This is a genomic window from Bacillus sp. FSL M7-0003 (assembly GCF_038628485.1).
GTDB lineage: Bacteria > Bacillota > Bacilli > Bacillales > Bacillaceae > Bacillus > Bacillus safensis.
Genome location: NZ_CP152024.1, coordinates 3,205,257 through 3,229,695, shown reverse-complemented (window position 1 = coordinate 3,229,695; position 24,439 = coordinate 3,205,257). Strand labels below are relative to the sequence as shown.

18 protein-coding genes are annotated in these 24,439 nt (G+C 36.0%); 14 read left to right on the top strand and 4 right to left on the bottom strand.

Translation table 11 applies throughout. The features are described from left to right. Positions 1-12: 12 nt before the first annotated feature. On the bottom strand, positions 13-1,203 hold the full coding sequence (locus tag MHI23_RS16605; RefSeq protein ID WP_125585925.1) for a CDP-glycerol glycerophosphotransferase family protein: 1,191 nt from the start codon (positions 1,201-1,203) through the stop codon (positions 13-15). A gap of 11 nt (positions 1,204-1,214) precedes the next feature. Next, the gene (locus MHI23_RS16600; RefSeq protein WP_024426277.1) at positions 1,215-1,985 is read right to left on the bottom strand and encodes a WecB/TagA/CpsF family glycosyltransferase; all 771 of its coding nucleotides are present in this window, start codon (positions 1,983-1,985) and stop codon (positions 1,215-1,217) included. A gap of 359 nt (positions 1,986-2,344) precedes the next feature. On the opposite strand from MHI23_RS16600, the gene tagD reads away from it, so the two are divergent. The 12 genes from tagD (at position 2,345) to tagH (ending at position 20,674) form a co-directional block, all read left to right on the top strand. Further along, positions 2,345-2,734: a glycerol-3-phosphate cytidylyltransferase gene (tagD, locus tag MHI23_RS16595; RefSeq protein WP_008343212.1), complete on the top strand. Its 390-nt coding sequence runs from the start codon at positions 2,345-2,347 to the stop codon at positions 2,732-2,734. Positions 2,735-2,831: 97 nt separating this feature from the next. After that, the gene (locus tag MHI23_RS16590) at positions 2,832-4,298 is read left to right on the top strand and encodes an alpha-glucosyltransferase N-terminal domain-containing protein (protein WP_212051214.1); all 1,467 of its coding nucleotides are present in this window, start codon (positions 2,832-2,834) and stop codon (positions 4,296-4,298) included. A gap of 48 nt (positions 4,299-4,346) precedes the next feature. Further along, a complete protein-coding gene (locus tag MHI23_RS16585; protein WP_342492107.1) occupies positions 4,347-6,614 on the top strand; it encodes a CDP-glycerol glycerophosphotransferase family protein in 2,268 nt (755 codons plus the stop codon). Between the two features lie 310 nt (positions 6,615-6,924). Further along, complete coding sequence (locus MHI23_RS16580) at positions 6,925-8,130, top strand: glycosyltransferase family 4 protein (protein ID WP_125585931.1); 1,206 nt, start codon at positions 6,925-6,927, stop codon at positions 8,128-8,130. A gap of 2 nt (positions 8,131-8,132) precedes the next feature. Beyond that, positions 8,133-9,428 (top strand): glycosyltransferase, encoded by a 1,296-nt coding sequence (locus MHI23_RS16575; protein ID WP_125585933.1) that lies wholly within the window; start codon positions 8,133-8,135, stop codon positions 9,426-9,428. Further along, positions 9,425-9,727, top strand: coding sequence for a hypothetical protein (locus MHI23_RS16570; protein ID WP_125585935.1), 303 nt, complete (start codon positions 9,425-9,427; stop codon positions 9,725-9,727). Before MHI23_RS16575 ends, MHI23_RS16570 begins: the two co-directional genes overlap by 4 nt. 6 nt (positions 9,728-9,733) lie before the next feature. Further along, a complete protein-coding gene (locus MHI23_RS16565) occupies positions 9,734-11,896 on the top strand; it encodes a glycosyltransferase (RefSeq protein ID WP_125585937.1) in 2,163 nt (720 codons plus the stop codon). Between the two features lie 9 nt (positions 11,897-11,905). Next, positions 11,906-14,038 carry a glycosyltransferase gene (locus tag MHI23_RS16560; protein ID WP_125585939.1) on the top strand — a complete coding sequence of 711 codons (2,133 nt, stop codon included), beginning with the start codon at positions 11,906-11,908 and terminating at the stop codon, positions 14,036-14,038. Between the two features lie 12 nt (positions 14,039-14,050). Continuing rightward, positions 14,051-16,723, top strand: coding sequence for a heparinase II/III family protein (locus MHI23_RS16555; RefSeq protein ID WP_125585941.1), 2,673 nt, complete (start codon positions 14,051-14,053; stop codon positions 16,721-16,723). Then, on the top strand, positions 16,720-17,997 hold the full coding sequence (locus MHI23_RS16550; protein ID WP_125585944.1) for a nucleotide sugar dehydrogenase: 1,278 nt from the start codon (positions 16,720-16,722) through the stop codon (positions 17,995-17,997). Before MHI23_RS16555 ends, MHI23_RS16550 begins: the two co-directional genes overlap by 4 nt. A gap of 217 nt (positions 17,998-18,214) precedes the next feature. Further along, entirely contained in the window at positions 18,215-19,054 is an 840-nt protein-coding gene (locus MHI23_RS16545) for an ABC transporter permease (protein ID WP_039181868.1), read from the top strand. A gap of 18 nt (positions 19,055-19,072) precedes the next feature. Then, a complete protein-coding gene (gene tagH, locus MHI23_RS16540; protein WP_125585946.1) occupies positions 19,073-20,674 on the top strand; it encodes a teichoic acids export ABC transporter ATP-binding subunit TagH in 1,602 nt (533 codons plus the stop codon). Between the two features lie 27 nt (positions 20,675-20,701). On the opposite strand, the gene galU is transcribed toward tagH, so the two are convergent. After that, positions 20,702-21,583, bottom strand: a complete 882-nt coding sequence (gene galU, locus MHI23_RS16535) for a UTP--glucose-1-phosphate uridylyltransferase GalU (protein WP_095409693.1) — start codon at positions 21,581-21,583, stop codon at positions 20,702-20,704. 241 nt (positions 21,584-21,824) lie between these two features. Here galU and wecB point away from each other — a divergent pair, with 241 nt between their 5' ends. Beyond that, positions 21,825-22,964: a UDP-N-acetylglucosamine 2-epimerase (non-hydrolyzing) gene (wecB, locus tag MHI23_RS16530; RefSeq protein ID WP_039181859.1), complete on the top strand. Its 1,140-nt coding sequence runs from the start codon at positions 21,825-21,827 to the stop codon at positions 22,962-22,964. A 33-nt stretch (positions 22,965-22,997) separates the two neighbouring features. Here wecB and MHI23_RS16525 read toward each other — a convergent pair whose 3' ends face one another. Then, positions 22,998-23,918 (bottom strand): LytR family transcriptional regulator, encoded by a 921-nt coding sequence (locus MHI23_RS16525; RefSeq protein ID WP_024423641.1) that lies wholly within the window; start codon positions 23,916-23,918, stop codon positions 22,998-23,000. Positions 23,919-24,100: 182 nt separating this feature from the next. Between MHI23_RS16525 and MHI23_RS16520 the strand changes: the two genes are divergently transcribed. Continuing rightward, the gene (locus MHI23_RS16520) at positions 24,101-24,424 is read left to right on the top strand and encodes a hypothetical protein (RefSeq protein WP_025093953.1); all 324 of its coding nucleotides are present in this window, start codon (positions 24,101-24,103) and stop codon (positions 24,422-24,424) included. Positions 24,425-24,439: the final 15 nt, after the last annotated feature.

Below are 24,439 nucleotides of genomic sequence, written 5' to 3'. Positions count from 1 at the left end.
CGTCCGTGCTTCCTAATGAGAAGCCGGACGTTTTTTGTGTAGGAGCAGCTGCTGTTCAATAAATGAGAGGAGCTGCTGACTGGATTGTCCCTTTGAATATTGGTTCCATTCCTCAGCAAAGGTTTTGATTCGTTCTTTATTGGTTGATCCGTTTAGGTGTAAAAGCTCCTGCAAAAGCATGTCTTGAGTGACGCAAGCCTTACCAGGAATGATATCTTCATACCGATCGACTAAGCCGCGTTTCTCTCGATAAGTGTCTAAGTCATAAGTGAAGAACAACACAGGCTTTTCGAGCAGTGCATATTCAAACACAATGGACGAATAATCTGTCACCAGGACATCACAAGCACAAAGCAATGGATAGAGCGGCTGATCGGACACATCAAATATCCATTCACCGTCTGTTTCTGCTTTCGCTAAATGTTTGACCGCAGGATGAAGCTTGACGAGCAGAATGTAATCGCCATTCATCTCAGTTTGCAACTGCTCTTTTGAAAAAGGCAGCACAAGACCGTCCATTGCAAAGTCTCGATAGGTCGGTGTATAGAGCAGGATCTTTTTCCCTTTTGGGATATCATTTAGCTTCAAGGAAGGCTGGTGCTGTTCATAGTACATATCCGTCAGTGGTACACCAGTTGGTAAAAAGCGTTCATCGTTGACCCCAAACGAGGTCTTGAAAATCTCACGCATGTGATCTGAGCCTGTCACAATGTAATCGAAAGACGCATAGACACGTTTGAAGCGTTCGATGTCACGGGGACTTCGTTCAGAATTTGAAGCATCTTCAAGCCCGAACTTTTTCAAAGCCCCATTGGCATGCCATACTTGAATACAGGTGGTAGAAGGCCGTTTTCTGAGCACACTCGTCATGAGAAAGTAATTATCCGTCACGACAACCTTGCTTTTAAACATCGTATATATACATTGAATGAGATGGAGAGGATTTTTTTCATGAAAATAGCGAAATGACAAATGAGGCTCGTCCTTTTCTATCGCAGAAGCATGCTTCGTATAGAGGACAGTAAGCTTCATTGTCATGTTCGCCTGTTGTTGATAAGTATGAATGAGAGCAGCCGCATTCTCTTGGAATGAAACAAGCAGCGTCACCTGGTTTTCACGCGGCTTCACGCCGCTCATCAGCCATCCAATGAAAGAAATAAAAGCTGCGTAACATGAAATCATCATTGAGCGTATATTCATCATTTATCAGTCTCTCACAGCTGCTTCGTCTGATCCTTTACCTGCTCAGGATAGTAACGTTTTTTTCCTTTGCTTTCCTTTAAGACGGCAAAAGCGTACTTAGGAATATTGAGCATTCGTTTCCATCTCCATGGATTCACAATCAATCTGTACAGCCATTCTGTATTTGTCTTAATCATCCAGCGTGGTGCACGCTTCACCGTTCCGCTAAATACATCAAAGCTTCCGCCTAAACCGATGCAAACAGCCTGCGGGAATAAATGGCGGTATTCATAAATAAAGTTCTCCTGGTTTGGATAACCTAAAGCAACGAACACCATATCAGGTTTCGAGCGCGCGATTTGCTTCGCAACGAAACGTTTATCGGCTTGATAGCCGTCACAGCTTCCTGCAAGGACCACATTTGGATATTCCGTATCAATTCGCTGTTTCACAGCCTCAAGCACTTCTTTTTTCGCACCATATAAAAAGATTCTTTTAGACTGCTTGTTTGCTAGATCAAGCATAGACATGAAGACATCAAAGCCAGCAATTCTTGACTTAAGCGGACTTTGGGTCATACGAGACATCAATACGACGCCTACACCATCCGGCAGTACATAATCCGCAGATGAGACAACTTGATGGTACGCATGATCCTTCATGACGGCATAGCCTATCTCTGGATTGACAGTCGCAATCATGGCGCCTCTTCTCTGAGAAATATGATGCTGGTTCATATAGCTGATAAATTCATCTAAGTCGCCGTTTACATAAGAAAGGTTAGAGACCACTTCTGTTTGCATTGTTTAGACCTCCTTTTTAACTTGTTATCTATGAACGTTCATTGTAAATTCATTCTTCACCTACTCATCATTTTATCACAGATGCTCCATGAAATATTAACAATAACTTTACAAACCTTTAAATTTCATGACATTTTCATCATTTCATCTGGACAATCCTTTGTGAAACATTGATTCTTCGGACTTTTCCTCCTGTGCCCAATAAATTGGAAATAGTTTGTCTTTACATCTGCTTAACGTTTGGTGGGCGCTGTGATATAATGAGGTTCCGAAGAGCGAATCGAATATCACAGGATTACGGATAAATTACTGCACGAGTGCAGTCGAATAAGGATTGAAGAAAGGAGTTTATGTTTACAATGAAGAAAGTTATTACTTACGGTACATTTGATTTATTACACTGGGGGCACATTAAGCTGCTAGAACGTGCAAAGCAGCTCGGAGATTACTTAGTGGTGGCCATCTCTACAGACGAGTTTAATTTACAAAAATCAAAAAAAGCTTATCACAGCTACGAGCATAGAAAGCTGATTCTTGAAACCATTCGTTATGTAGACGAAGTCATTCCAGAAAACAGCTGGGATCAAAAAGTCCGTGACGTGCAAGAGCACGATATTGATGTGTTTGTCATGGGAGATGACTGGGAAGGTAAATTCGATTTCTTAAAAGAACATTGCGAAGTCGTATACTTGAAAAGAACAGAAGGCATCTCGACAACACAAATTAAGGAAGAAATTGCAGGACTTTAATAGATCGAAAAAAAGTACTTCTTATCTTTTGGTGAGAAGTACTTTTTCATGTAAAATACAATGAGTAAGCCATCAATATTATGAAGGAGAGCTTCCTTTGTTTCAAAATTGGATGAAGAAAAAAGTTGAAGACACATTGGATCAACCTGAACAACATGAAACAATGGCATCAATGGACGTGCCTGATATGGACTACTACTTTATTATGGGTGATGTGCCAAAACAGGATGAGAGCTTAACGAAGTCTTTAAAGACAAGGATTAAGCCTTTGGCTGATCAACATAAACGTACTGCAATTTTAACTTTAAATTATGATGCAAATGTGAAAGAACGTATTCATCGCATGGGAGAGTTCTTTTCTCCTGAGGTTGACATATTGAATGTATATGAACACTATATTCTACCGGAAAGTGGTAGTAAAAGACGTTACTCGGAATTTATTGTTGGTGAATCATTGCATTCGATCAATGAAGCAGTGATTCCAGCAGATGAATCCACGATTCAAGTGACGAGATATGAATTGCCTGCTTCCCCCATTTGTTATATTGATCAATATAATGAAGAGCAGCAACTGGTGAAGAGGGAAGAATACAATTGGCAGGGCTTTTTATGCAGAGTACAAAGCTTTGTTCCCCATACAGGTGCACTATACTTAGAGGAATTAATCAATGAAGATGGCAGTATTTATATGGAGCTCATCTATCCTGGTGATGCAAAAAAGAATCCAGTCCGGCATATTAATTGGTATAAAAAAACAGGGATTCAAACATTTACAAAGAAGACGGATATTAAACAATTATGGCTATCCAGCATTCAATCACAAAATGACCGTTTGAAACTGATGATTACAGAAGACCGGGATCAAGACCGCCACCTGTTTAAAATCGATCAGCCTGAAACAACCTATTACGCTGCATTTGTGCATCACGCACATTATGAGGAAGATCTGCATCAAGTCAATTCTCAATATGGAGAATTATTTAAACAAATAAGAAAACAGCAAGTGGATGCTGTCTTTTTTGGGGATACTAAACATAAAGAAGATGTCGAAAAACTATTGGGAGAACAAGCCTATTTTTATCTTGTTCCTTCTGACGAAGAGACTGTTTGGAATACGGCCATTCATCATATGCTCGAAAATCGTGAGCATAAAGATGAACTGAGAGGGATCGTTGACAGTATGAAATGGGTCTTGCGTGATCTAAGCTCTGAGCATCATGTTCTTCACCTTCAACTCGAGTTAAAAGATGAAATGAGTCAAGCGGATCATGTGCAAATTGATTTCGCAGGATATGATCGAGTGAATGGAGCTGAAATCATCTCTCAAACAATCGATGAGAACCATCAAGTCAGCTTCCCAATCGGCCATTTTCAAACAAAGAAAAACATTGAAATCAACCAAACGAAATTTGTGGATTTTTACATTCGTTTTAAAACAGAAGAACTTCAAGAGGTTTTGCAGCGACTAGAAATAGAAGGTGAGCTGCTTACGAATAAACCATCGTCCATCGATGGATGGTCATATCAAACGAAACAAGGCAACTATTCTTGGAAAGTGAAATAGTGATATAACATAACGGTAAGATTTCTGAACAGAGGAGATTAACGATTAATGATTGAAGAGGGAATTCATAAGAAGAGTGTCGTTGAAGGGTTAAAAAATCATCATGAGAAACTAGAAATGCTGATTCGCATATACGATGACATGCCATTAACAGATAGAGAATTTTATTTGTTTATGAGGGAGAGAGTTTCGAAACAAGAACTTTTCCTTCCGCTTGTTCATCAAGAAGAGAATCTATTCAAATTGGTATTGAATGAAGCATCACTGCCGCTTGCGTTAGAGCAAGGCCAGACATATAACTTGTATGTCACGGACTATTTAAGCACAAACAAAGAAGAGGATGAGGACGAGCTTGAGGACTCAGCTTATGATTCTGATTCCGAAGAAGAGGAAGAAGAAGTAAAAGAAGCGGATATCAATACAGATATTGAATCTGAAGAGAAAACGTCAAACTATAAACGCCGTTTAAAAATGGAAATAGAAAAGCCTGAGCTGACCTTTTTAGAAAATAAAGACGCCATGCTGTGTATCATTCCATACCGTACAGACAAAGGGAATGCTTCTTTGAAAATCAAGCGTGAGCTAAAGGTTGTGAAATTCAATCATATCGAGCTCAACAAAGGGTGTATGTTATCTTTATCCGGGTATGCAGGTGTATTAAGTGCAGAACATCCGTATGAGATCAAAGAAGCAAAGCTTTTATTGAAGAAAAATGGTGAAGAACCAATTGAACATCGCTTTCCGGTTAATATCACCCATATTAAAGACGAAGTGATCGAATACCGTGATGATCAACATGTACCACAGCTTTATCAATTTTTAACAGAAGTCCCTTTAGAGGAATTGACCTATTCATTAAACAAACGCTTTGTATATCGCTTCTACCTTGAATTTATCTGCGATGTAAACGGCGTAGAGGAAACATTAACAACCACTTCTTTAGTGCTTGGAGACCGCTCGAACAAACTCAAAGGACTTGTTCAAATTCATAAACAAAACGATGTACCGATTCGATATGAAGTGTACCGAAAGAAAAAAAGACAAACGCTTGGCATCCGTGTTAATGATTACACAATGAAAACACGTGCCAAGTATTACGTCAAAAGTAAGTGGAAGAAATTCAAAAAGAAGATCAGTAAAATCAAAAAAGTCCGTAACCGTCTTGTGACAAGAACGTTTAAAACGACCTTTAAACTAGCGAGTAAGCTGTCTGTGAAAAAGAAAACGGTTGTTTTTGAAAGTTTTAACGGAAAACAATTCAGTTGTAACCCGCGTGGGATTTATGAGTATATGAAAGAACATCACCCTGAATATACGCTGATCTGGAGCGTTAAAAAGGGTCATGAAGCACCGTTTAAGGAAAAAGGCATCTACTATATCAATCGTCTGTCATTAAAATGGATCTTTGCGATGGCAAGAGCCGAGTATTGGGTCGTAAACAGCCGTTTGCCGCTATGGGTTCCAAAGCCAGATCACACAACATACTTGCAGACTTGGCACGGTACGCCGTTAAAACGGCTGGCAATGGACATGGACGAGGTGCATATGCCTGGAACAAACACGAAGAAATACAAAAAGAATTTCACAAAAGAAGCATCGAATTGGGATTATCTCATTTCTCCTAATGCCTACTCGACTGAAATCTTTACACGTGCGTTCCAATTCCAAAAGACCATGATTGAGTCAGGATATCCGAGAAATGACTTCCTTCACAATCAAAACAATGAAGAAACGATGAGAGCACTGAAACAAAAAATGAACCTGCCGCTCGATAAAAAATTGATCTTATACGCACCGACATGGAGAGACGATCAATTTTATAAAAAAGGGCAGTACAAATTTGATTTAGACCTTGATCTGCATGAACTCAGAGCTGCAATCGGAGATGAATATATCATCATTCTGCGTATGCACTATCTAGTTGCTGAAAACTTTGATTTAGGGCCGTATGAAGGCTTTGCCTATGACTTCTCTCATTACGAAGACATTAGAGACCTTTATATGATTTCAGATCTGCTCATCACAGATTACTCATCTGTGTTCTTTGATTATGCAAACCTCAAACGTCCGATGCTGTTCTATGTGCCAGACATTGAAACATATCGTGACAAGCTCAGAGGCTTCTACTTCGACTTTGAACAAGAAGCACCTGGACCACTTGTGAAAGAGACAGCAAGTGTCATTGACTGGGTGAGAGAAACAGAACAGCCGACCTTTACACTACCAGAATCATTCGCACCGTTTTATGAGAAATTCTGCTACTTAGAGAGCGGGGAGTCGTCGAAGCGGGTTGTGGACACTGTTTTTAATTATTAAATATGATATTGAAGGCATAAATCACTTTATACACGTTTTTTGTGTATTTTGACTGATTTATGCTTTTTTCTTTGAGTGAAACACCAACCTTGAACCCATTTTCTTTCTTAATTGTATTCAAAGTTTACGAGAAAAAAGAATTATTTTTATCGATTTTTATTTGCAATTGGTTAGAATATTAGGCTTAAGTATTGAAAAAATTGTTGTTTTTACACAAGTGAAAACCTATAATTGTATGTATAATAGAGAAATTGTTAAAATATGAATCTGTTTCTAAAATTGTCGTCAATTGAAAGTGAAGGGGATCATTTTGTCCAAAAAAATTTTGCTTATCACTCAAAACTTTTATCCTGAAATTGGTAGTGCTGGTAATAGGCTTAAAAATATATATTTAATGCTCCAGAGAAAAGGTTATGATGTTAGAGTTTTAACAACTCACCCAAGTTATCCTGAAAAGGACTTCTATCATAATGATAAGTTTTGGGATGAGGAAGAATTAAATAGTGAAGATAAGAGAATTATAAGAGTTGCAGTGAAAAATAAGAAATATGCATTTAGTTTTATAAATAGACTTATTTATTATCTAGAAATCATGTCGAGAATGATCATATTTATTTTTAGAGATAAAAATAAATATGATCTAATTTATGTTACAACTCCACCAATATTTGTCGCATTTTCGGGAGTAATTGCAAAACACAAATATAAGTCAAAAATGATTTTAGATATAAGGGATTTGTGGCCAGACTCATTAAAGGGTGTGGGTGTCTTTAAACATTCTTTAATTATTTGGTTTTTCAAAAGAGTTGAAAAATATATTTATAAAAAATCTGATCACATCGTAATAAATAGCAAAGGATTCCAAAATCATTTGATGGATCAAAAAGAGAAAATAACATTCATTCCAAATTCAGCAAGAAAAGAAGAGTTACCTAACAATGATAAGAAAACAACAGAACAATTTACAGTTGTTTTTGCTGGTAATTTAGGGTTAGCCCAAGATATAAACGTCTTTGAGAATATTATAGAGAAACTTAAAGATCATGATATTAAAGTGATAATAATCGGTTATGGGGTTAATAAACAAAAACTTGAGAAATCTATAGCTGAAAAAAAATTTCAACATGTTGAATTCATTATACCAATGTCAAGAAAAGAATGCCTGGAAATAATGGCACAATGTGATGTTGGTATAGCAACTCTTAATCACTCGGTTATCTTTGAGACAGTGCTCCCTGGGCGAATTATAGACTATTTAAGTTGTAAGTTACCTGTAGTTGCATCGGTCTCAGGTTATTCAAAAGAGTTAATTGAGCGAGAAGAAGTTGGATTAATCGCAAGTACGAAAACTAGTAATGAAATGGTTTCTCATATTCTTCATTTATATAAAAATCCTAAACTAGTTGAATCAATGAAACGTAATTGTGGCACGTTTATTGAAAAAAACTTTTTGTGGGATAATAATATACTGATATTAGATGAATTAATAAAAAAAATAATAAAAAAGGTTAATTAGTCATGAAAAAAAATATATGTATGTATGTTTGGAACCACTTTACAAATGATGCTAGAGTAATGAGAGAATGCACAGCATTGTCAGAAAAAGGATACACTGTAGACTTAATTTGTATACATGATCCGTCAATGAAAGATTTAAAGAGATATGAAGAAATGAATGACGGGTTTCATGTTTATCGAGTGAAGAGATTCCCACAATGGTTAGTATTATTTCAGACCATAATTAAATTGTTGAAAAGTAAAAAATATCTTTTATTTTTTATTTTTTTAATTTGGATTTTGAGCGTATATTACCAGCCGTTATACACGAGTATAGTTACAATTTTCTTAATACTTTTATTAAAAACAAAAATAAAAACTTTAATTATTCGAGGAAGCATTTTATGCAGAATGATATTGAAGGGTTTTAATAATAAATATGATTTTTATCATTCTAATGATTTGAATACATTACTGCAAGGAGTTATATGCTCTAAGTTTAGACTAAATAAGAAAAAACTAATCTATGATTCACATGAAGTTCAAACTAGTCGTACAGGATATGATAGTAAATTCTACGGAGTGATGGAAAGTTTTCTTTTAAGATTTGTTGATCAAATGATTGTAGAAAATCATACAAGAGCAGAATATAATAAAAATCTTTATGGATTTTACCCTAAGGTAGTTCACAACTACCCGTTTGTTCAAAATAAATCATTAGATCAAGTTAATTTACACAAAATTTTAGGAATTTCAGCAAAAGAAAAAATATTGTTGTATCAAGGAGGAATTCAAACCGGCAGAGGTTTAGAAAATTTAGTGAAAGCTGCTCCATATTTTACAGAAGGAATTTTGGTTTTTATTGGAGATGGGCGTATTAAAAATGAACTTATTCAATTGACTGAAGAAATGGATCTTTCTCATAAAGTTAAGTTCCTTCCAAAGGTTCCTTTAGCAGACCTCCCTAAATATACAAAGAATGCATATTTAGGTTTTCAAGTTCTTAATAATGTCTGTTTTAATCATTATTCAGCTTCTTCAAATAAATTATTTGAGTATCTAATGAGCGGAGTACCAGTAGTTGCTTGTAATTTTCCAGAGATAAAGAAAGTAGTTGAAGGTAACAACGTAGGAATGTGTATTGATTCTCATGATCATGAGGAAATTGCTAAAGCAGTAAATTATATGATTGAGCACCCTGAGAAAACTGCTGAATTTAGTAAAAATGCTTCTGAAGCTAGCAATCAGTACAACTGGGAAAACGAAAAGGAAAACTTCACGCGCATCTACGAATCATTAGGAGGAGAAACTGCTTGAAAAATGAAATTGACTACAGAGCAAAAAGTGTCGAATTAGAAAGAGAGTTAGTTAGTTTGAAGAAAAGGATGCTTCAATATATAGCTGTCATGAAAGAGATAAACAGTGAAGCGTTGTCCCGTGACAAAATAGATGTTTTTAATGGTATAGAAAAAGACCAGTTACTCTCTAAGTTACGCAGGGTAGAAAAGCAATTAGAAGTTACCGAACGCAAACTCTCTGCTTTGCAAAATTCAACATTAGGTAAATTGACGTTAAAGTATTGGAATTTACGTAAACGGTTGAGAAGAGGGGTATAAAAGGAAATGAAATTATTAGAACTACAGAAGGAGCTCGAAAGCTTCGAAACACAGTTAAAAAGAGAGCTGAAGCCAGAAGTTGTTGAAGAGGATGAGCTAGTTAATGCGAGTCTCTGGTTTACTAATAATGATTCTTCTGCTGAAACATTTAATCAAGGTGAAAAATTTATCATTGCAACAAATCAAAAAGAGAAGACTTATCTTTCATTTAAAGAGAAGAATAATAGTTTCAAGATACTTCCTCAACAAGAAATACGGATATATCCAGAGGAAAGAATCAGTGTTGATTTTAGGGTCAAGACATATGGAGATATCAGTGTTGATTTAATAGCGATTGAATATGATGAAAGTAAGAAACTAGGTACTGAAGTAGTGAGACCTAATCAATTGAAAGAATTTATCACATCAAAAAACTCGAGGAATCTGAGAATCGCTTTAAAAATTTCAGGAGAAGGTTTTATCGTTGTTGAAAGCATGAGAATTACTAGAAACCTTGATTTTGATGCCTCATCTTTTTCGAGAATGGACTTATTCCAACATCATACTCCTCGCCATGTTTCAAAACCTCTTAAAGAATTTAAGGTGGCATGTATTTTTGATGAATTCAGCATGACTTGTTTTAAAGAACAAGTGAAGCTCATTCCCTTTACAAAAGATAATTGGAAAGAGGTATTGACACAAACTCCGCCGGATGTACTCATCGTTGAATCTGCATGGAAAGGTAATTTTGGTTCATGGGAGTATATGGTTGGAAAATATAATAATCAAGACCAAAGCGAACTTATTGCGCTAGTTGAATGGTGTAAAAAAAGGGGGATTCCAACTGCATTTTGGAACAAGGAGGACCCGATTCACTTTGAAAAATTCATTCATTCAGCACAACTTTTTGATCATGTATTTACAACTGATCAAAATATGATAAGTGAATACGTAAAGGTTCTTGGAAGACCTACAGTGTATGCTTTACCTTTCTCAGCAGAGCCTAAACTGCATAACCCTATTCAATTAAAGGAGAATAGAATAGATAAGATTTGCTTTGCTGGTTCTTATTATGCAAACAGACATGAAGATAGAAAGAGAGACATGGAGAAAGTCCTGGATATTGCTGCTGAATTCGGTTTGGACATCTATGATCGAAACTATACCTTAAATCAAAAAAAAGAAGGAGATTTTAGTTTCCCTGAAAGGTTTCAACAAAGTATTAAAGGGAGCTTGAAATATGATGAAATAGCAAAGGCTAATAAAGGCTACAAGGTAATGTTAAATGTCAATAGTGTCAAAAATTCACCAACCATGTTTTCAAGGAGAGTATTCGAGGGGTTGGCCAGCGGGACCCCTATATTAAGCAGTTATTCAGAAGGTATTAAAAGAATCTTTAAAGATATTGTTATGATATCAGAAGATGAGGAGACATTAAGGCAACATTTGAAATCAGTGTTTAAAGACGAAACCTTCTATAGAAGCAAATCAATGGAAGGGATTAGGGAAGTACACTTGAATCATACCTACAAACATAGGCTTACTTATATGTTGGAAAAATTCGGATTTGATCTGGAAGAGGAAGAGAAGACTGTTGCAGTTATTTCAGTTGTCCGCTCCAAGGAAGAAGCATATCAAGTGATTAATCTGTTCAGAAAACAATCTTATGAAAATAGGAAACTCATCCTGCTATTGGATTTGTTCGATGGATATATTGATATCTTAAATCAATTTAATAATGTTAACGTCACTGCTTATGTTCTCTCGTACATGGATCATTATGACCGAATCGAGCACCTTGTTGATTCAGACTATGTCTCATATTTCTCACCTAATCATTTTTATGGGGAAAATTATTTGCTAGATTTATTGATTGCAACAGAATATAGTCAAGCTGAAATCATAGGGAAAGCAAATCATTTTGTCGGTGATGAAGGCCAAATTCATGAAGTAGGGCAGGGCGCAGAGTATGTGTATGTCAGCGACTTGAATATCCATAACTCTTTACTTCATAGACGGGTCTTTAAAGGAGTAGAACTAGTGAAAGTTATTTCAGATTTTGAAAACAATATCTCTTTGTACTCGTACTTCAAGCAGGGGTATAGGCTTTTCAGTTCTGATAAGTTCAACTTTGTAAAAAATCCTTCTTCAAATTCAACTGAAAAAATTGAGAATACTATAGAAATTTAGGTGGTTAGTATGAGGAAATTAAAGGTTCTTTTATATGGTGATGTAGACTTGAACATAATGGATGGTTCGGCAGTTTGGCTGACATCCCTGGCAAATGTCTTTAGTACAGATGTAAATATAAAAGTAGATGTCATTCTTAAGGCTCCTATTGTTAAGACTCAACTTATACAATCACTAGAGGGGCTATCTACAGTTAATGTGATTGAGACGTTCAAAGTATTCTCTCATAGAACATTTAAAAGTCGAAAGAGAATGAATGTAGTAGAAGCGAGAGAAGTTATTGAAGAAATGGATTCGACCAACCATTACGATTTAATAATTGTAAGAGGAAAAAATATTGTCAATGAACTTGCTCAAAGCAGCCTTACTCAAAAGATTATACCTTATGTGACTGATTTTAATCACGATCGAGAGTTGATTAGTGATGCGGAAATTTCTCAATTAAGAGATTTCTATGACGTATATCCGTATATGTTTGTTCAAACGAACAGTATGAAAGAAACTTTAAAATCCATACTGAATGTCAATGGTGAGAAATTTAAACTCCTTTCTCCTATGATTCCTAATTATAAAGGTACCCCATCTTTTAAAAATGAAAATAATTCATTAATTTATGCAGGTAAATTTGCCGAAGATTGGTATACAGAAGAAATTCTTGATGCATTCTCAAAAATCAGAAAGTTAGATTCTACTATTAGTTTAAATATAGCTGGAGACAAGTTTCAAGGTGCTCTTAGAGACAAAAAAGATGAAATTATAACCAGGCTTGAAAACCAAAATGGAGTTAACTGGAGAGGGGCAATCTCAAGGAGTGAGGTTCAAGATTTACTCGACCAAGCCGATATAGGGATTGCATGGAGAAGCAGCTTGATCGATAATGACCACAGTGTTGAGTTGTCTACTAAGTTGCTAGAATACGGAAGAATGGGGAAGCCTATTCTACTTAGAAGAACAAAGCTTCATGAAGAGGTATTGGGGAAAGATTACCCAATGTTTGTGGACACCCTAGGAGATTTTGTTGAAGCAACAATTGAGCTCTTATATAATCGCAAACTTTATAAAAAGAGTGCAAAAGCAGTTTATGAAGCATGTGAAAAATATACTTTTAAAGAAGTATATGAAGGATTAAAACCTCTGATTTGGAGCTTTTATAAGGGGAAAATCAAAATCGTATTTGCTGGTCATGACTTGAAATTTTTAAAGCATACAATAGCTCACTTTGAAAATCATTCCTCTTACGATGTAGAAATTGATCAGTGGAAGGGTCATAATAATCATGATCCTGAAAGGTCGAAAAAATTAAGAGATTGGGCAGACATCGTTTTTTGTGAGTGGGGATTAGGAAATGCTGTTTGGTATTCTCGAAATAAAAGAGAAGGTCAGAAATTAGTCGTTAGAATGCATTTGCAAGAGCGAGAAACAGATTATCCTAGTCAATTTAATATTGAAAACATTGATCGTTTTATTGCAATCTCACCATATATCTTTGAGGAGTTCTCAAGAGCTTGTAAGATTCCAAGAAACAAGATGACTATGATTTATAACATGATTGACACGAAGGCATTAAATCAACCGAAAGAAAACCTTAAAGAACTCAATTACACCTTAGGTGTTTGCGGAGTACTTCCTTCTCGTAAAAGATTGGATAAGGCAGTAGATATATTAGAAATCCTTTGGAGTATTGATAAGCGTTACAAACTTTATGTAAAAAGCAAACTTCCCAGCGATTTGCCGTGGATGAAAAATCGTCCAGAAGAAATGAAGTATTTCGAAAATTTATTTGATAGAATAGAGCAAGCCCCTTGGGGTAAAAATGTTATTTTTGAAAAGCACGGAGATGATATGGATGAATGGTTCCGTAAAATTGGATATGTATTATCAACCAGTGACTTTGAAAGCTTTCATCTTGCCCCTATGGAAGGGATGGCAACTGGTAGTATTCCAGTTGTTTTACATTGGAGAGGCTCTGAAACAATTTATCCAAGTGATTATATTTTTAAAGATAAAGAAACAGCAGCAAATTATATTGTTAGGAATAAAGCTACTGAAAATCAAGCTTCTAGAAAGATTTTCCCTGTAGAAAATTATGATGTTCAAGTTATTAATAATAAAATTGAGTCCTTAATTGCTAATTTGCTTTAATGGGGGATATACGTGAACAGTCTAAACAATGATTTTCTTAATGAAAGAGAGCAAAAGCTCTTATCCATTCTTCCCAAGAGTAGAAATAAAGACCCTATTTCTACTGCTAATACAATTTTAGAAAATAATCTTTATACTATTCCGCCATTTGGTTTACGTGATTACTCTCAAGGGGTGGACTGGACAGCAAAAGAGTCAAGAAGTTTCCTTAGATTGCTTCATGGATTTACTCCATTAGGGTGTCTTACTGAAGCCTTTGAACGTACTGGCAATGTAAAATATTTGATTAAAGGATTAGAATTCATTCTGGATTGGAGCAGCACCAACAAATATTCTGGGAATTCTAAGGAGATGGCGTTTCATGATGAGACTACTGCTCTAAGACTTCAGTATATTTTAAGATTCTATCTAGTGGGCCATCCTCATATCCAATCTTCTGACCAAAAAAAGCTAATGGAAATAATGGAGTTTACTTGCAACTTGTTAGCTAAAGAAAGCTTCCATTCAACGAACACCAATCATGGAATGTTTCAAGACATTGCGTTGTTGCAATATAGTTATTACAAAAATGATGAAGAAAAAAAAGAGCTGGCATTAAGTAGGCTGTTAAATTATTTTGAACATGTCTATACTACTGAAGGAGTACACAAAGAGCATTCACCTGCGTATCATTTGGTAGTATCAAATAACCTAAAGAAAACCGTTGATTTTATAAAGAATATTAATTTTAATCTTAGTAATACTTTGAATGAAATATTCTCAAAAACTGAGGAATATGCAACATTTATACTAAAGCCAGACAGCTCACTGCCACCTTTAGGAGATACTGAAAGTAAACCAATAAAGGAAACAGGCTTAATGGGTTTATATCAAGGAGAGTCATTCTTGTTTTCATCTTCTAAAGGAAGAAATGGAAACCCTCCGGAAGATTCGTGTAAGGTATTCAAAGAGTCAGGTTACGCTATATTTAGAGATAATTGGTTGAAAAAAGAGAAAGCTACTTACGTTTTATTTAATGCTGCTTATCATGGTAATTATCATAAACATAGCGATGATCTTGGGTTATTTATTTATGCAAATGGAGATTTGATATCTGAGGCTGGACCCAATGGGTATAATTATTCAGATCCGCTAACCCAATATGCTTATTCTTCATACGCACATAATACCTTAATTGTAGATGGAGTGGGTCTTGTACGTACGGATGGTCAATACGATAAGGTGTTTATTGAAGATTATGTTATTGCAGATGATTATGCCGAAGTAACTGGAATTAATGAACGATATGAAGATGTAACCCATAATAGAAATGTGTCGTTTATGAAAAGGGATCAAGTGATTCAAGTAAAGGATACTATTATTTCTGAAAAAAGACATAATTACAAACTTTTGTGGCATGTAGCTATTGGAGTAGATGTTCATTTAAGAGATCACATGGTTGAACTTTTTAGAGGCAGTGAGAAAGTAGCTGAAATAGAATTTGTGGCTGAGGTTCCTTTTAAAGTTTCTAAGTATGCTGGTCAGAAAGAGCCTATGGTGAAAGGCTGGATGTTCAGTAAAATGGAAAATGCAGTTCCTTCTACAGTTTTGGAAGTGGAGTTCGAAGGAAATACATGTGAATTTGAAACAATTTTCAGACTTAGTGAATTTAAAATCCAAACTCCAGTACCTCCATTTTGTTTAGAGGCTGAGTTTAGCAGTATGAGAAATGTACGGTATTACTTTCAGGAAGCCAAGAATGAAAAATTAAAAGACAAATTAGTTATTATCTTTTCAAGCCTTACTGAAAAAAATAAGTTTAGGTACAACTATATTAGAACGTTAGAAAACTTGCATGTTAATAAACTGTTCATCTTAGATGATTTTGGAGATCAAGGTGCCTACTACTTAGGAAGAAATAAAGATTTCTCAATAGAAACAACTGTAAATTCTCTAATTCAATATTTTCAAAGAAAACTTAAAATTTATAATGAAAACATTACAATGGTTGGATCATCTAAAGGTGGTTATGCAGCTATATATTTTGGATTAAAAAACTATGTAGGCAATGTTATAGCGGGGGCACCTCAAAGTAACTTAGGACACTTTCTAATAAATCAAGCGAAACATCCAAATATCGCTTCGTATATCTCTGGAAGAGCTGAGAAGGCAGATCAAGTTTATTTAGACGAACTTCTTTACAAGGTAATACAGCAACCTTCCGATGTTTCCCCATTTATAAAAATCATGGTTGGAAGTAAGGATCATCATCTTAAAAATCATGTTGAGCCTCTTGTAGCGGCACTTCAGGAAAGAAAGTTTGAGGTATCTTTAAAGATTGAGCAAGGCATAGATCATGAAGGTTTAAAAGATCACTTTCCTAAATATCTCATGGAGACAATTGTGAGTCAGTTAGGAATAGAGTATAAGGTTCCTGAGATTAAGAGCTCGAATATTAATTATTCAAATTCATTGCTCAACATAATGTGTGATGTTTCAGGGGATCAATTGAATTTTGCATATTATATATACAAAAATAAAGAAGTTATAGAAAAAATAATGTATGGTCCGAAATCAACAACTACGTATTATGTAAAAGAACCTGGTGTATATCAGGTTAGAATTTTTGTTCGTGATCAGTTTGGCAACAAGGTTACACAGTATACTAATGAACTAGTCATAAACCAATTGGAGGATACAAAATGAAAATTTGTACAGTAGGATTAGGATATATTGGTTTGCCTACATCAATTATGTTTGCAAAATATGGAGTGGAAGTAGTAGGTGTAGATGTTAACGAAGCAGTCATTGAATCATTAAATAAAGGGGAAATTCATATTGAGGAACCAGGTCTCCAAGAAGCTCTTGAAGATGTAATTGCTTCTGGTAAATTCCGTGCGTCCGTTTCACCTGAAAGTGCAGAGGCATTTATCATTTCTGTTCCAACCCCTAATAATGATGACGAATATAAATCTTGTGATTTGTCTTACGTATTGAGTGCTGTAAGAAATACTATTCCATTCTTGAAAAAGGGAGACGTGCTTATTGTCGAATCAACCATAGCCCCTCGGAGCATGGATGACCATGTAAAACCTTTAGTAGAGGCAGCTGGTTTAACAGTAGGGGAAGATATTTATTTAGTCCATTGTCCAGAAAGGGTTTTACCAGGACAAATCATGCATGAATTGATTCATAATAACCGAATCGTGGGTGGAGTAACCCCGGCTTGTACAGAAGCTGGCGCAAAAATATACAGTACCTTTGTTCAAGGAGAAATTATTAAGACGAATGCGAAAACTGCTGAAATGTCAAAATTGATGGAAAATACATTCCGTGACGTGAATATAGCTCTTGCAAATGAATTAACAAAAATCTGTAACGGGCTAGATATCAATGCATTAGAAGTTATTGATATGGCCAATAAACACCCACGTGTAAATTTACATACTCCTGGCCCAGGTGTTGGTGGTCATTGTTTGGCAGTAGATCCGTACTTTATTATAGCTAAAGCTCCTGAGAGTGCTAGGTTAATAGATACTTCTCGCTCAATTAATACTTCTATGCCTTATTATATTGTTGAAAATGTAAATAAAATTATGGAAAAGTCTGATGGGAAAATCATCACTATTTTTGGTTTGACATATAAAGGGAATGTTGATGACATTAGAGAAAGCCCGGCTATGGAAATATTACAACTAATTAAACAACAAAAAAAATATCAAGTTAGAGCTTATGACCCTCATGTTGAAAAAGATTTTGTCATGTATGATATTGAAGAGGCTACTGAAGATGCAGATTTAATCTTAATATTATCTGATCATGACGAGTTTGTTGAATTAGATTGGGACAAGCTTTCAAAAATGTCTAATAAACAAGTGCTGGATACTAAAAATGTAGTGAAGAATCGTTCAAGTGAATTTGATTATATCAATTTGGGCAATTTATATACAGCCATCCCAAAAGAGAATGTATTAATTTAAGCAATATGCTGTGAAAATTTTGAGCTTGTAGATACTGTCTATAAGCTTTTTTGTTTTAATAGCCAATTACAATTCTTTAAGTAGCATTCAATTTATATTTACAGTTGATGATTCTAGGATATTTGATTTAAGATGAAAAAATTAATGTAATCTGTTACAATTAAGAGCAGTGTTTTGAAATAGATTATGCCAATAATTAAATTTAAGGACGATTATTATGAATGCAATGTTTAAAATTCTTAAAGAGCAGTTCAATTCAACCACTTTAATTTTTAGACTGGCTATTTATGAAACAAAGTCTAAATATCAGCTTAATTATTTAGGTGTTTTTTGGCAATTGTTGAATCCATTAATTCAAATCATGGCTTATTGGTTTGTGTTTGGTTTAGGTCTTAGAGGATCTGGAAGAACTGCAGAAATGGCAGATGGTTCTCATGTAAGTATACCTTTTCTTATATGGATGCTAGCGGGGTTAATTCCATGGTTTTTCATTAGTTCGACAATTACAGAGGGTGCAAATAGTGTTTTTAAGCGTATAAATTTAGTATCGAAAATGAATTTTCCAATTAGTGCACTGCCCTCTGTTGTTATAACATCAAATTTATTTAGCTATTTTTTAATGATGGGTATCTATGTAATCATGCTCATTTCTCATGGAATATATCCCGATGTTCATTGGATTCAATATATATATTATTTTATTTGTTTGATAACGTTTATGTTTGCTTTCAGCCTGTTTAATTCAACTATTAGTGTCCTTGTTCGTGATTACCAAAACTTGCTGCAATCCTTGACAAGACTTCTAATGTTTTTGCTGCCTATTTTATGGGATATTGGAGATAAGTTCACCGGGAAGTATGAATGGATTGCGACTACGTTAAAGCTAAACCCTCTATATTATATTATTGAAGGGTTTAGGAAAAGTTTTCTTAGAGGAGAATGGTTCTACAATGATCTGAAGTATACGCTTTATTTTTGGTTGATTACTTTACTTCTCTTAACAATCGGTTCATTACTTCATATGAAATTTAGGGATAAATTTGTCGATTTTCTTTAAAAGTAAGGAGATTATACGATGAAACTAAAGGTTTCGTTTCGAAACGTATCCAAGCAATACGTCCTATATAAAAAACAGTCGGATAAGATTAAAGGACTGTTTTTACCTAATAAAAACGAAAAAGGTTTTTTTGCTGTTCGTAATGTATCTTTTGATGTATATGAAGGCGAGACGATTGGTTTTGTAGGAATTAACGGATCTGGAAAATCGACCATGTCGAACCTTCTAGCGAAAATCATTCCACCGACAAGTGGTGAAATTGATATGAATGGCCAGCCTTCGTTAATTGCCATTGCGGCAGGGCTGAATAACCAGTTAAGCGGGAAAGATAACATTCGATTAAAGTGCTTAATGATGGGGCTGACGAATAAAGAGATAGACGAGCTTTATGAAAAAATCGTAGAGTTTGCGGATATTGGTGACTTTATTGACCAGCCGGTTAAGAGCTATTCAAGCGGAATGAAATCACGTCTTGGCTTTGCCATTTCAGCGCATATCGATCCGGATATCCTGATTATTGATGAAGCACTGTCTGTTGGAGACCAAACCTTCTATCAAAAATGTGTAGACCGCATTACAGAATTCAAGGAACAAGGAAAGACGATCTTTTTTGTCAGTCACTCCATTAGCCAAATCCAAAAAATCTGTGACAGGGTGGCTTGGATGCATTATGGTGAGCTTCGTATGTTTGATGATACGAAAAAGGTCGTGAAGGAATATAAGGAGTTTGTTGACTGGTTTAACAAGCTTTCTAAGAAAGAGAAACAAAAATACCAAATGGAACAGAAGGAAGGCAGAAAAGGCGTACAAAAGACAGAAAAGGTGTCTCGCTATCAAGATAACGGAAAACGCCGCTCATTGTTCGGACCCGCATTTCAAGTGACAGTTTTAGCGGTCTTAACGATATTGCTAGCCTTATCGATGTTTTCAGATCGCCCGCTTCGTACACTGGCGACATTTGGTGCAATCCCATCAGATAAGACAGAAGCGCCTCAGTCGAAGAACCCAGAGACCAAAGAAGCGCCTGATATGAAAAAGGTGGATCAACAGGTGATTGTCACCGCTGATCCACTCAAGGTTTACAAAGACCAAGCCATGAAAAAAAAGGCTGATGCCACTTTGCCATTTGGGCAAGAAGTACAGGCTGTGGCTGAAAATAAACAAACCGTTCAAATTAAAACATCGTCAGAAACGTATTTTGTTAAACCTGCTGCGCTTCAAAATGAAGAGGATTTAAAGTCATTATCGATTGGACCAGGACAGTTTAATTCCTATGTATCACCTGCATCGGCAGGTTCGTATGAGTATTTACTTTCTTTCCTTGGAAAAGAAGAATCTGTGCTGAAACAGAGAATGCAAATGCTGAGTTCAGTGAAAAATGATCAAGGAGATACGATTGAACGTTTGACCACAGAGAAAACCGACTATGTCATTCAAAAGGGTCAGGCAAACACCATTGTGTTTCGCGATATTATGCCAATCTCTCTTTCCACACTTGGGCTGACAGAACAAAATGTCTGGATGAATAAGAAACAAACAAAATTCGCAGTGAAGGGCGAAAACAACCTGTTTGTCATTGATAATGAACAGCATACACTGACTATTTCAGTCATTAAATAAAAAAGCTGCCGATGCTGGCAGCTTTTTTTAATTCACTTCTTCTTTTTCGAGAAGCTGTTTCATAAATGGAATGAGTTTCTTTTTCAATTCTTCATCTTGAAGAGCGAATTCAAGCGTAGTTTCAATGAAGCCTTGCTTCTCACCGACATCATATCGTTTTCCTTCGAAATCATAGGCGAATACGCGCTGGATGTCATTTAGCTTTTGAATGGCATCTGTCAGCTGAATTTCTCCGCCTGCACCAATCTCTTGCTGTTCAAGGTACATAAAGATCTCTGGCGTGAAAATGTAGCGCCCTAAGATGGCTAGGTTCGATGGTGCTGTTCCTTGCGGCGGCTTTTCAACAAAGTTTTTAACTTGGTAGCGGCGTCCTTCTTGAGTAAGAGGGTCAATGATCCCGTAGCGATGCGTATCGCTGTCTGCTACTTGCTGAACACCAATGACAGATGATAAAGTTTTTTCGTATTCATCCATTAGCTGACGCAGTCCAGGTGTTTCGGCTTGAACAATGTCATCACCTAATAAAACAGCAAAAGGCTCATCACCGATAAAATTGCGTGCACACCAAACAGCATGTCCAAGACCTTTTGGTTCTTTTTGACGAATGTAGTGAATATCAGCAATGTTAGAAGATTTCCTTACTTTTTCTAACAGCTCCTTTTTCCCTTTTTCCTCTAGGTTACGCTCAAGTTCTGGAGCAAAATCAAAATGATCTTCAATTGCTCTTTTTCCTTTTCCAGTGACGATAATAATGTCTTCGATACCTGATTCAACAGCTTCTTCAATAATATATTGAATGGTTGGTTTATCAACGATTGGGAGCATCTCTTTAGGCATGGCTTTTGTTGCAGGGAGGAAACGTGTCCCAAGACCTGCAGCTGGTATAATAGCTTTACGTACTTTTTTCAATGTATTTTGCACCGTCCTTAAATACTGATGTGAAAATTAAGAGAATACCACTAAATTCTACCTTACTTTTAAAAGTAATCAAATAAATTTATGATGTTTAAAGTAATTTTAATAGAAAATTGTAAATATAAACAATCAGATCTGTGAAATTTTTATTAATTTTAGCATGGTTAGTTTATCATTCGAAGAGATCTTTTGTATAATAAAAACAATATGTATTGATGGAAAGAGGCGTAAACAAGTGAAAAAACTAAATGTAATGACTATTTTCGGTACTAGACCTGAAGCAATCAAAATGGCACCACTTGTCCTTGAACTGAATAAACATCCACAGATAAATTCGATTGTTACTGTAACAGCTCAGCATAGAGAAATGCTTGATCAAGTCCTTGAGGCTTTTTCTATTACGCCAGATCATGATTTAAACATCATGAAGCAGCGCCAGACATTATCCGAAATCACATCAAATGCACTCTTGAAACTAGATCAACTATTCCAAGAGGAAAAACCTGATATTGTCCTTGTTCATGGAGACACAACAACAACCTTTGCAGGAAGCTTGGCCGCATTCTACCACCAAATTTCAGTCGGTCACGTTGAAGCGGGTTTAAGAACACACAATAAATACTCGCCGTTCCCTGAAGAATTGAACCGACAAATGACAGGCACTATTGCTGATATTCATTTTGCTCCCACAAATGAGGCAAAGCAGAATCTTTTAATTGAAAATAAAAAAGAAGAGACGATTTGTGTGACGGGGAATACTGCGATTGATGCGTTGCAAACAACGGTTACAGAGCAGTATCAACACCCTATTTTAGAGAAAATAGGCACAGATAAAATGATCTTGTTAACGGCTCATCGCAGGGAGAATCTCGGCCAGCCGATGAAAAACATGTTTAGAGCGATTAGACGTATTGTAGAAGAGTTTGAAGATGTTCAGGTTGTATATCCTGTACATTTAAACCCTGCTGTTCGTGATGCGGCTCAAACAGAATTCAGTGATCTTGATCGTGTGCACTTAATTGAGCCGCTTGAAGTCGTTGATTTCCATAACTTCGCTGCTGCCTCACACTTTATATTAACGGATTCTGGCGGTGTACAAGAGGAGGCGCCTTCTCTAGGGAAGCCAGTATTAGTTCTGCGAGATACAACAGAACGCCCTGAAGGTGTGAAAGCTGGCACGCTTAAGCTCGCGGGTACAGATGAAGAGACCATTTACAACATGGCAAAACAGCTGTTAGTCGATCAGAAAGAGTACGACAACATGTCGAAGGCGTCTAATCCATATGGTGATGGACAAGCGTCAAAACGAATTGTCGAAGAGCTTCTCCATCGTTTTGGATTAAGTGAAGAAAAACCAGTTCCATTTCAATCATAAAAAAAGAAGACTACATTTCTGTAGTCTTCTTTTTTACTGCTCCAAACTTTCCTTCAATTCCTTCTTCACATTCGCAAGGCTGCTGTCATCAAGCTGGTAGTAATAAATGTTATTGATACGTGTGCCTGATCCTTTCAACTCGTGCTGCTTCACATGCTGTCTTGCATCACGATAATCATTCATCATCGTCCACATATCATCAAATGACATGTTTGTCTTCATATTATTTTCTACGACTTTGAACATATCGCCGAATTTCGTAATAGATGAAATGTTGGCACCTTTTGCAATGATGCCTTCAATGACCTGACGCTGTCTTTGCTGACGTCCGAAGTCACCTTTTGGATCTTGCTTTCTCATTCTCGTATAGGCAAGGGCTTGATCCCCATTCAGGTTAATTTCGCCTGTACCAAATGAATGGCCGTCATAACTAAATGCAAACGTGCTATTTACTGTAATGCCGCCAAGTGTATCAACAATATCCTTGAAGCTTTCCATGTTCACTTTGACAAAGTAATCAACAGGTACATCAAGCAGTTCCTCTACAGTATCTGCTGCCATTTGTGTACCGCCGAATGCATAGGAGTGGTTGATTTTATCCATTGTGCCTTTTCCGACAATCTTCGTATACGTATCACGCGGGATACTCACCATCTCGGTCGTTTTCGTTTTCGGATTTACTGTCATGTATATTAATGTATCTGCACGGCCTCGGTCATTTTTTCGTTCATCGACACCCATGACTAAAATAGAAATCGGGTCTTTCTTACTTAAATCGACATCTTTGTCACGCTTATCTGACTTCTTTAAATTCTCCTGAATCCCTGCGACGGTCGATGCTGCTGTGTTCCAAAGATGATATGCGTATCCGCCAGTTGCTAATACGAATAAGCCAATAATCGATAAAACAATCCAAAGAACCTTTTTCTTCTTTCTTTTTCTTTCAGCTCTCATAATGTCCCTCACCTTTTCTATGATTCTTCCATGATTATAGGTTTACGAATCTTGATAAACAAGTTATTTTTTTACTCTGAACCTAGATATAGACGTTGTAACAAAAAAAAGGTTTCAAAAAACCTTAAATTTACCTTAAAATAATAACTTATAAGACGATACAAAGACATGAGGTGAAAAAAATGAAGAAAATCGTCGTTTTACCGTTCTTAATACTGCTACTAGGTATCGTGCTCACAGCATGTGGAACGGCTGAGCAGTCCTCAGGAGAAAACAAGACAAGCAGTTCAACTCCTCAGGTACTGGAAGAGAAAGCTGAATTTATTGGAATGGCTGATGCACATACAGTCGAAGTGAAAAAAGTGAATACGACCCTAAGCTATGAATTTACGGAAAATTTTAAAGATGTGTTAAATGAATTTAAACCAGGAGACACAGTAGAAATCTCTTACTTTATTAATGACAATGGTCAAAAGGAAATCCAGAAGATTGAAAAACAGAAGTAAAAAAGATGGGCGGGA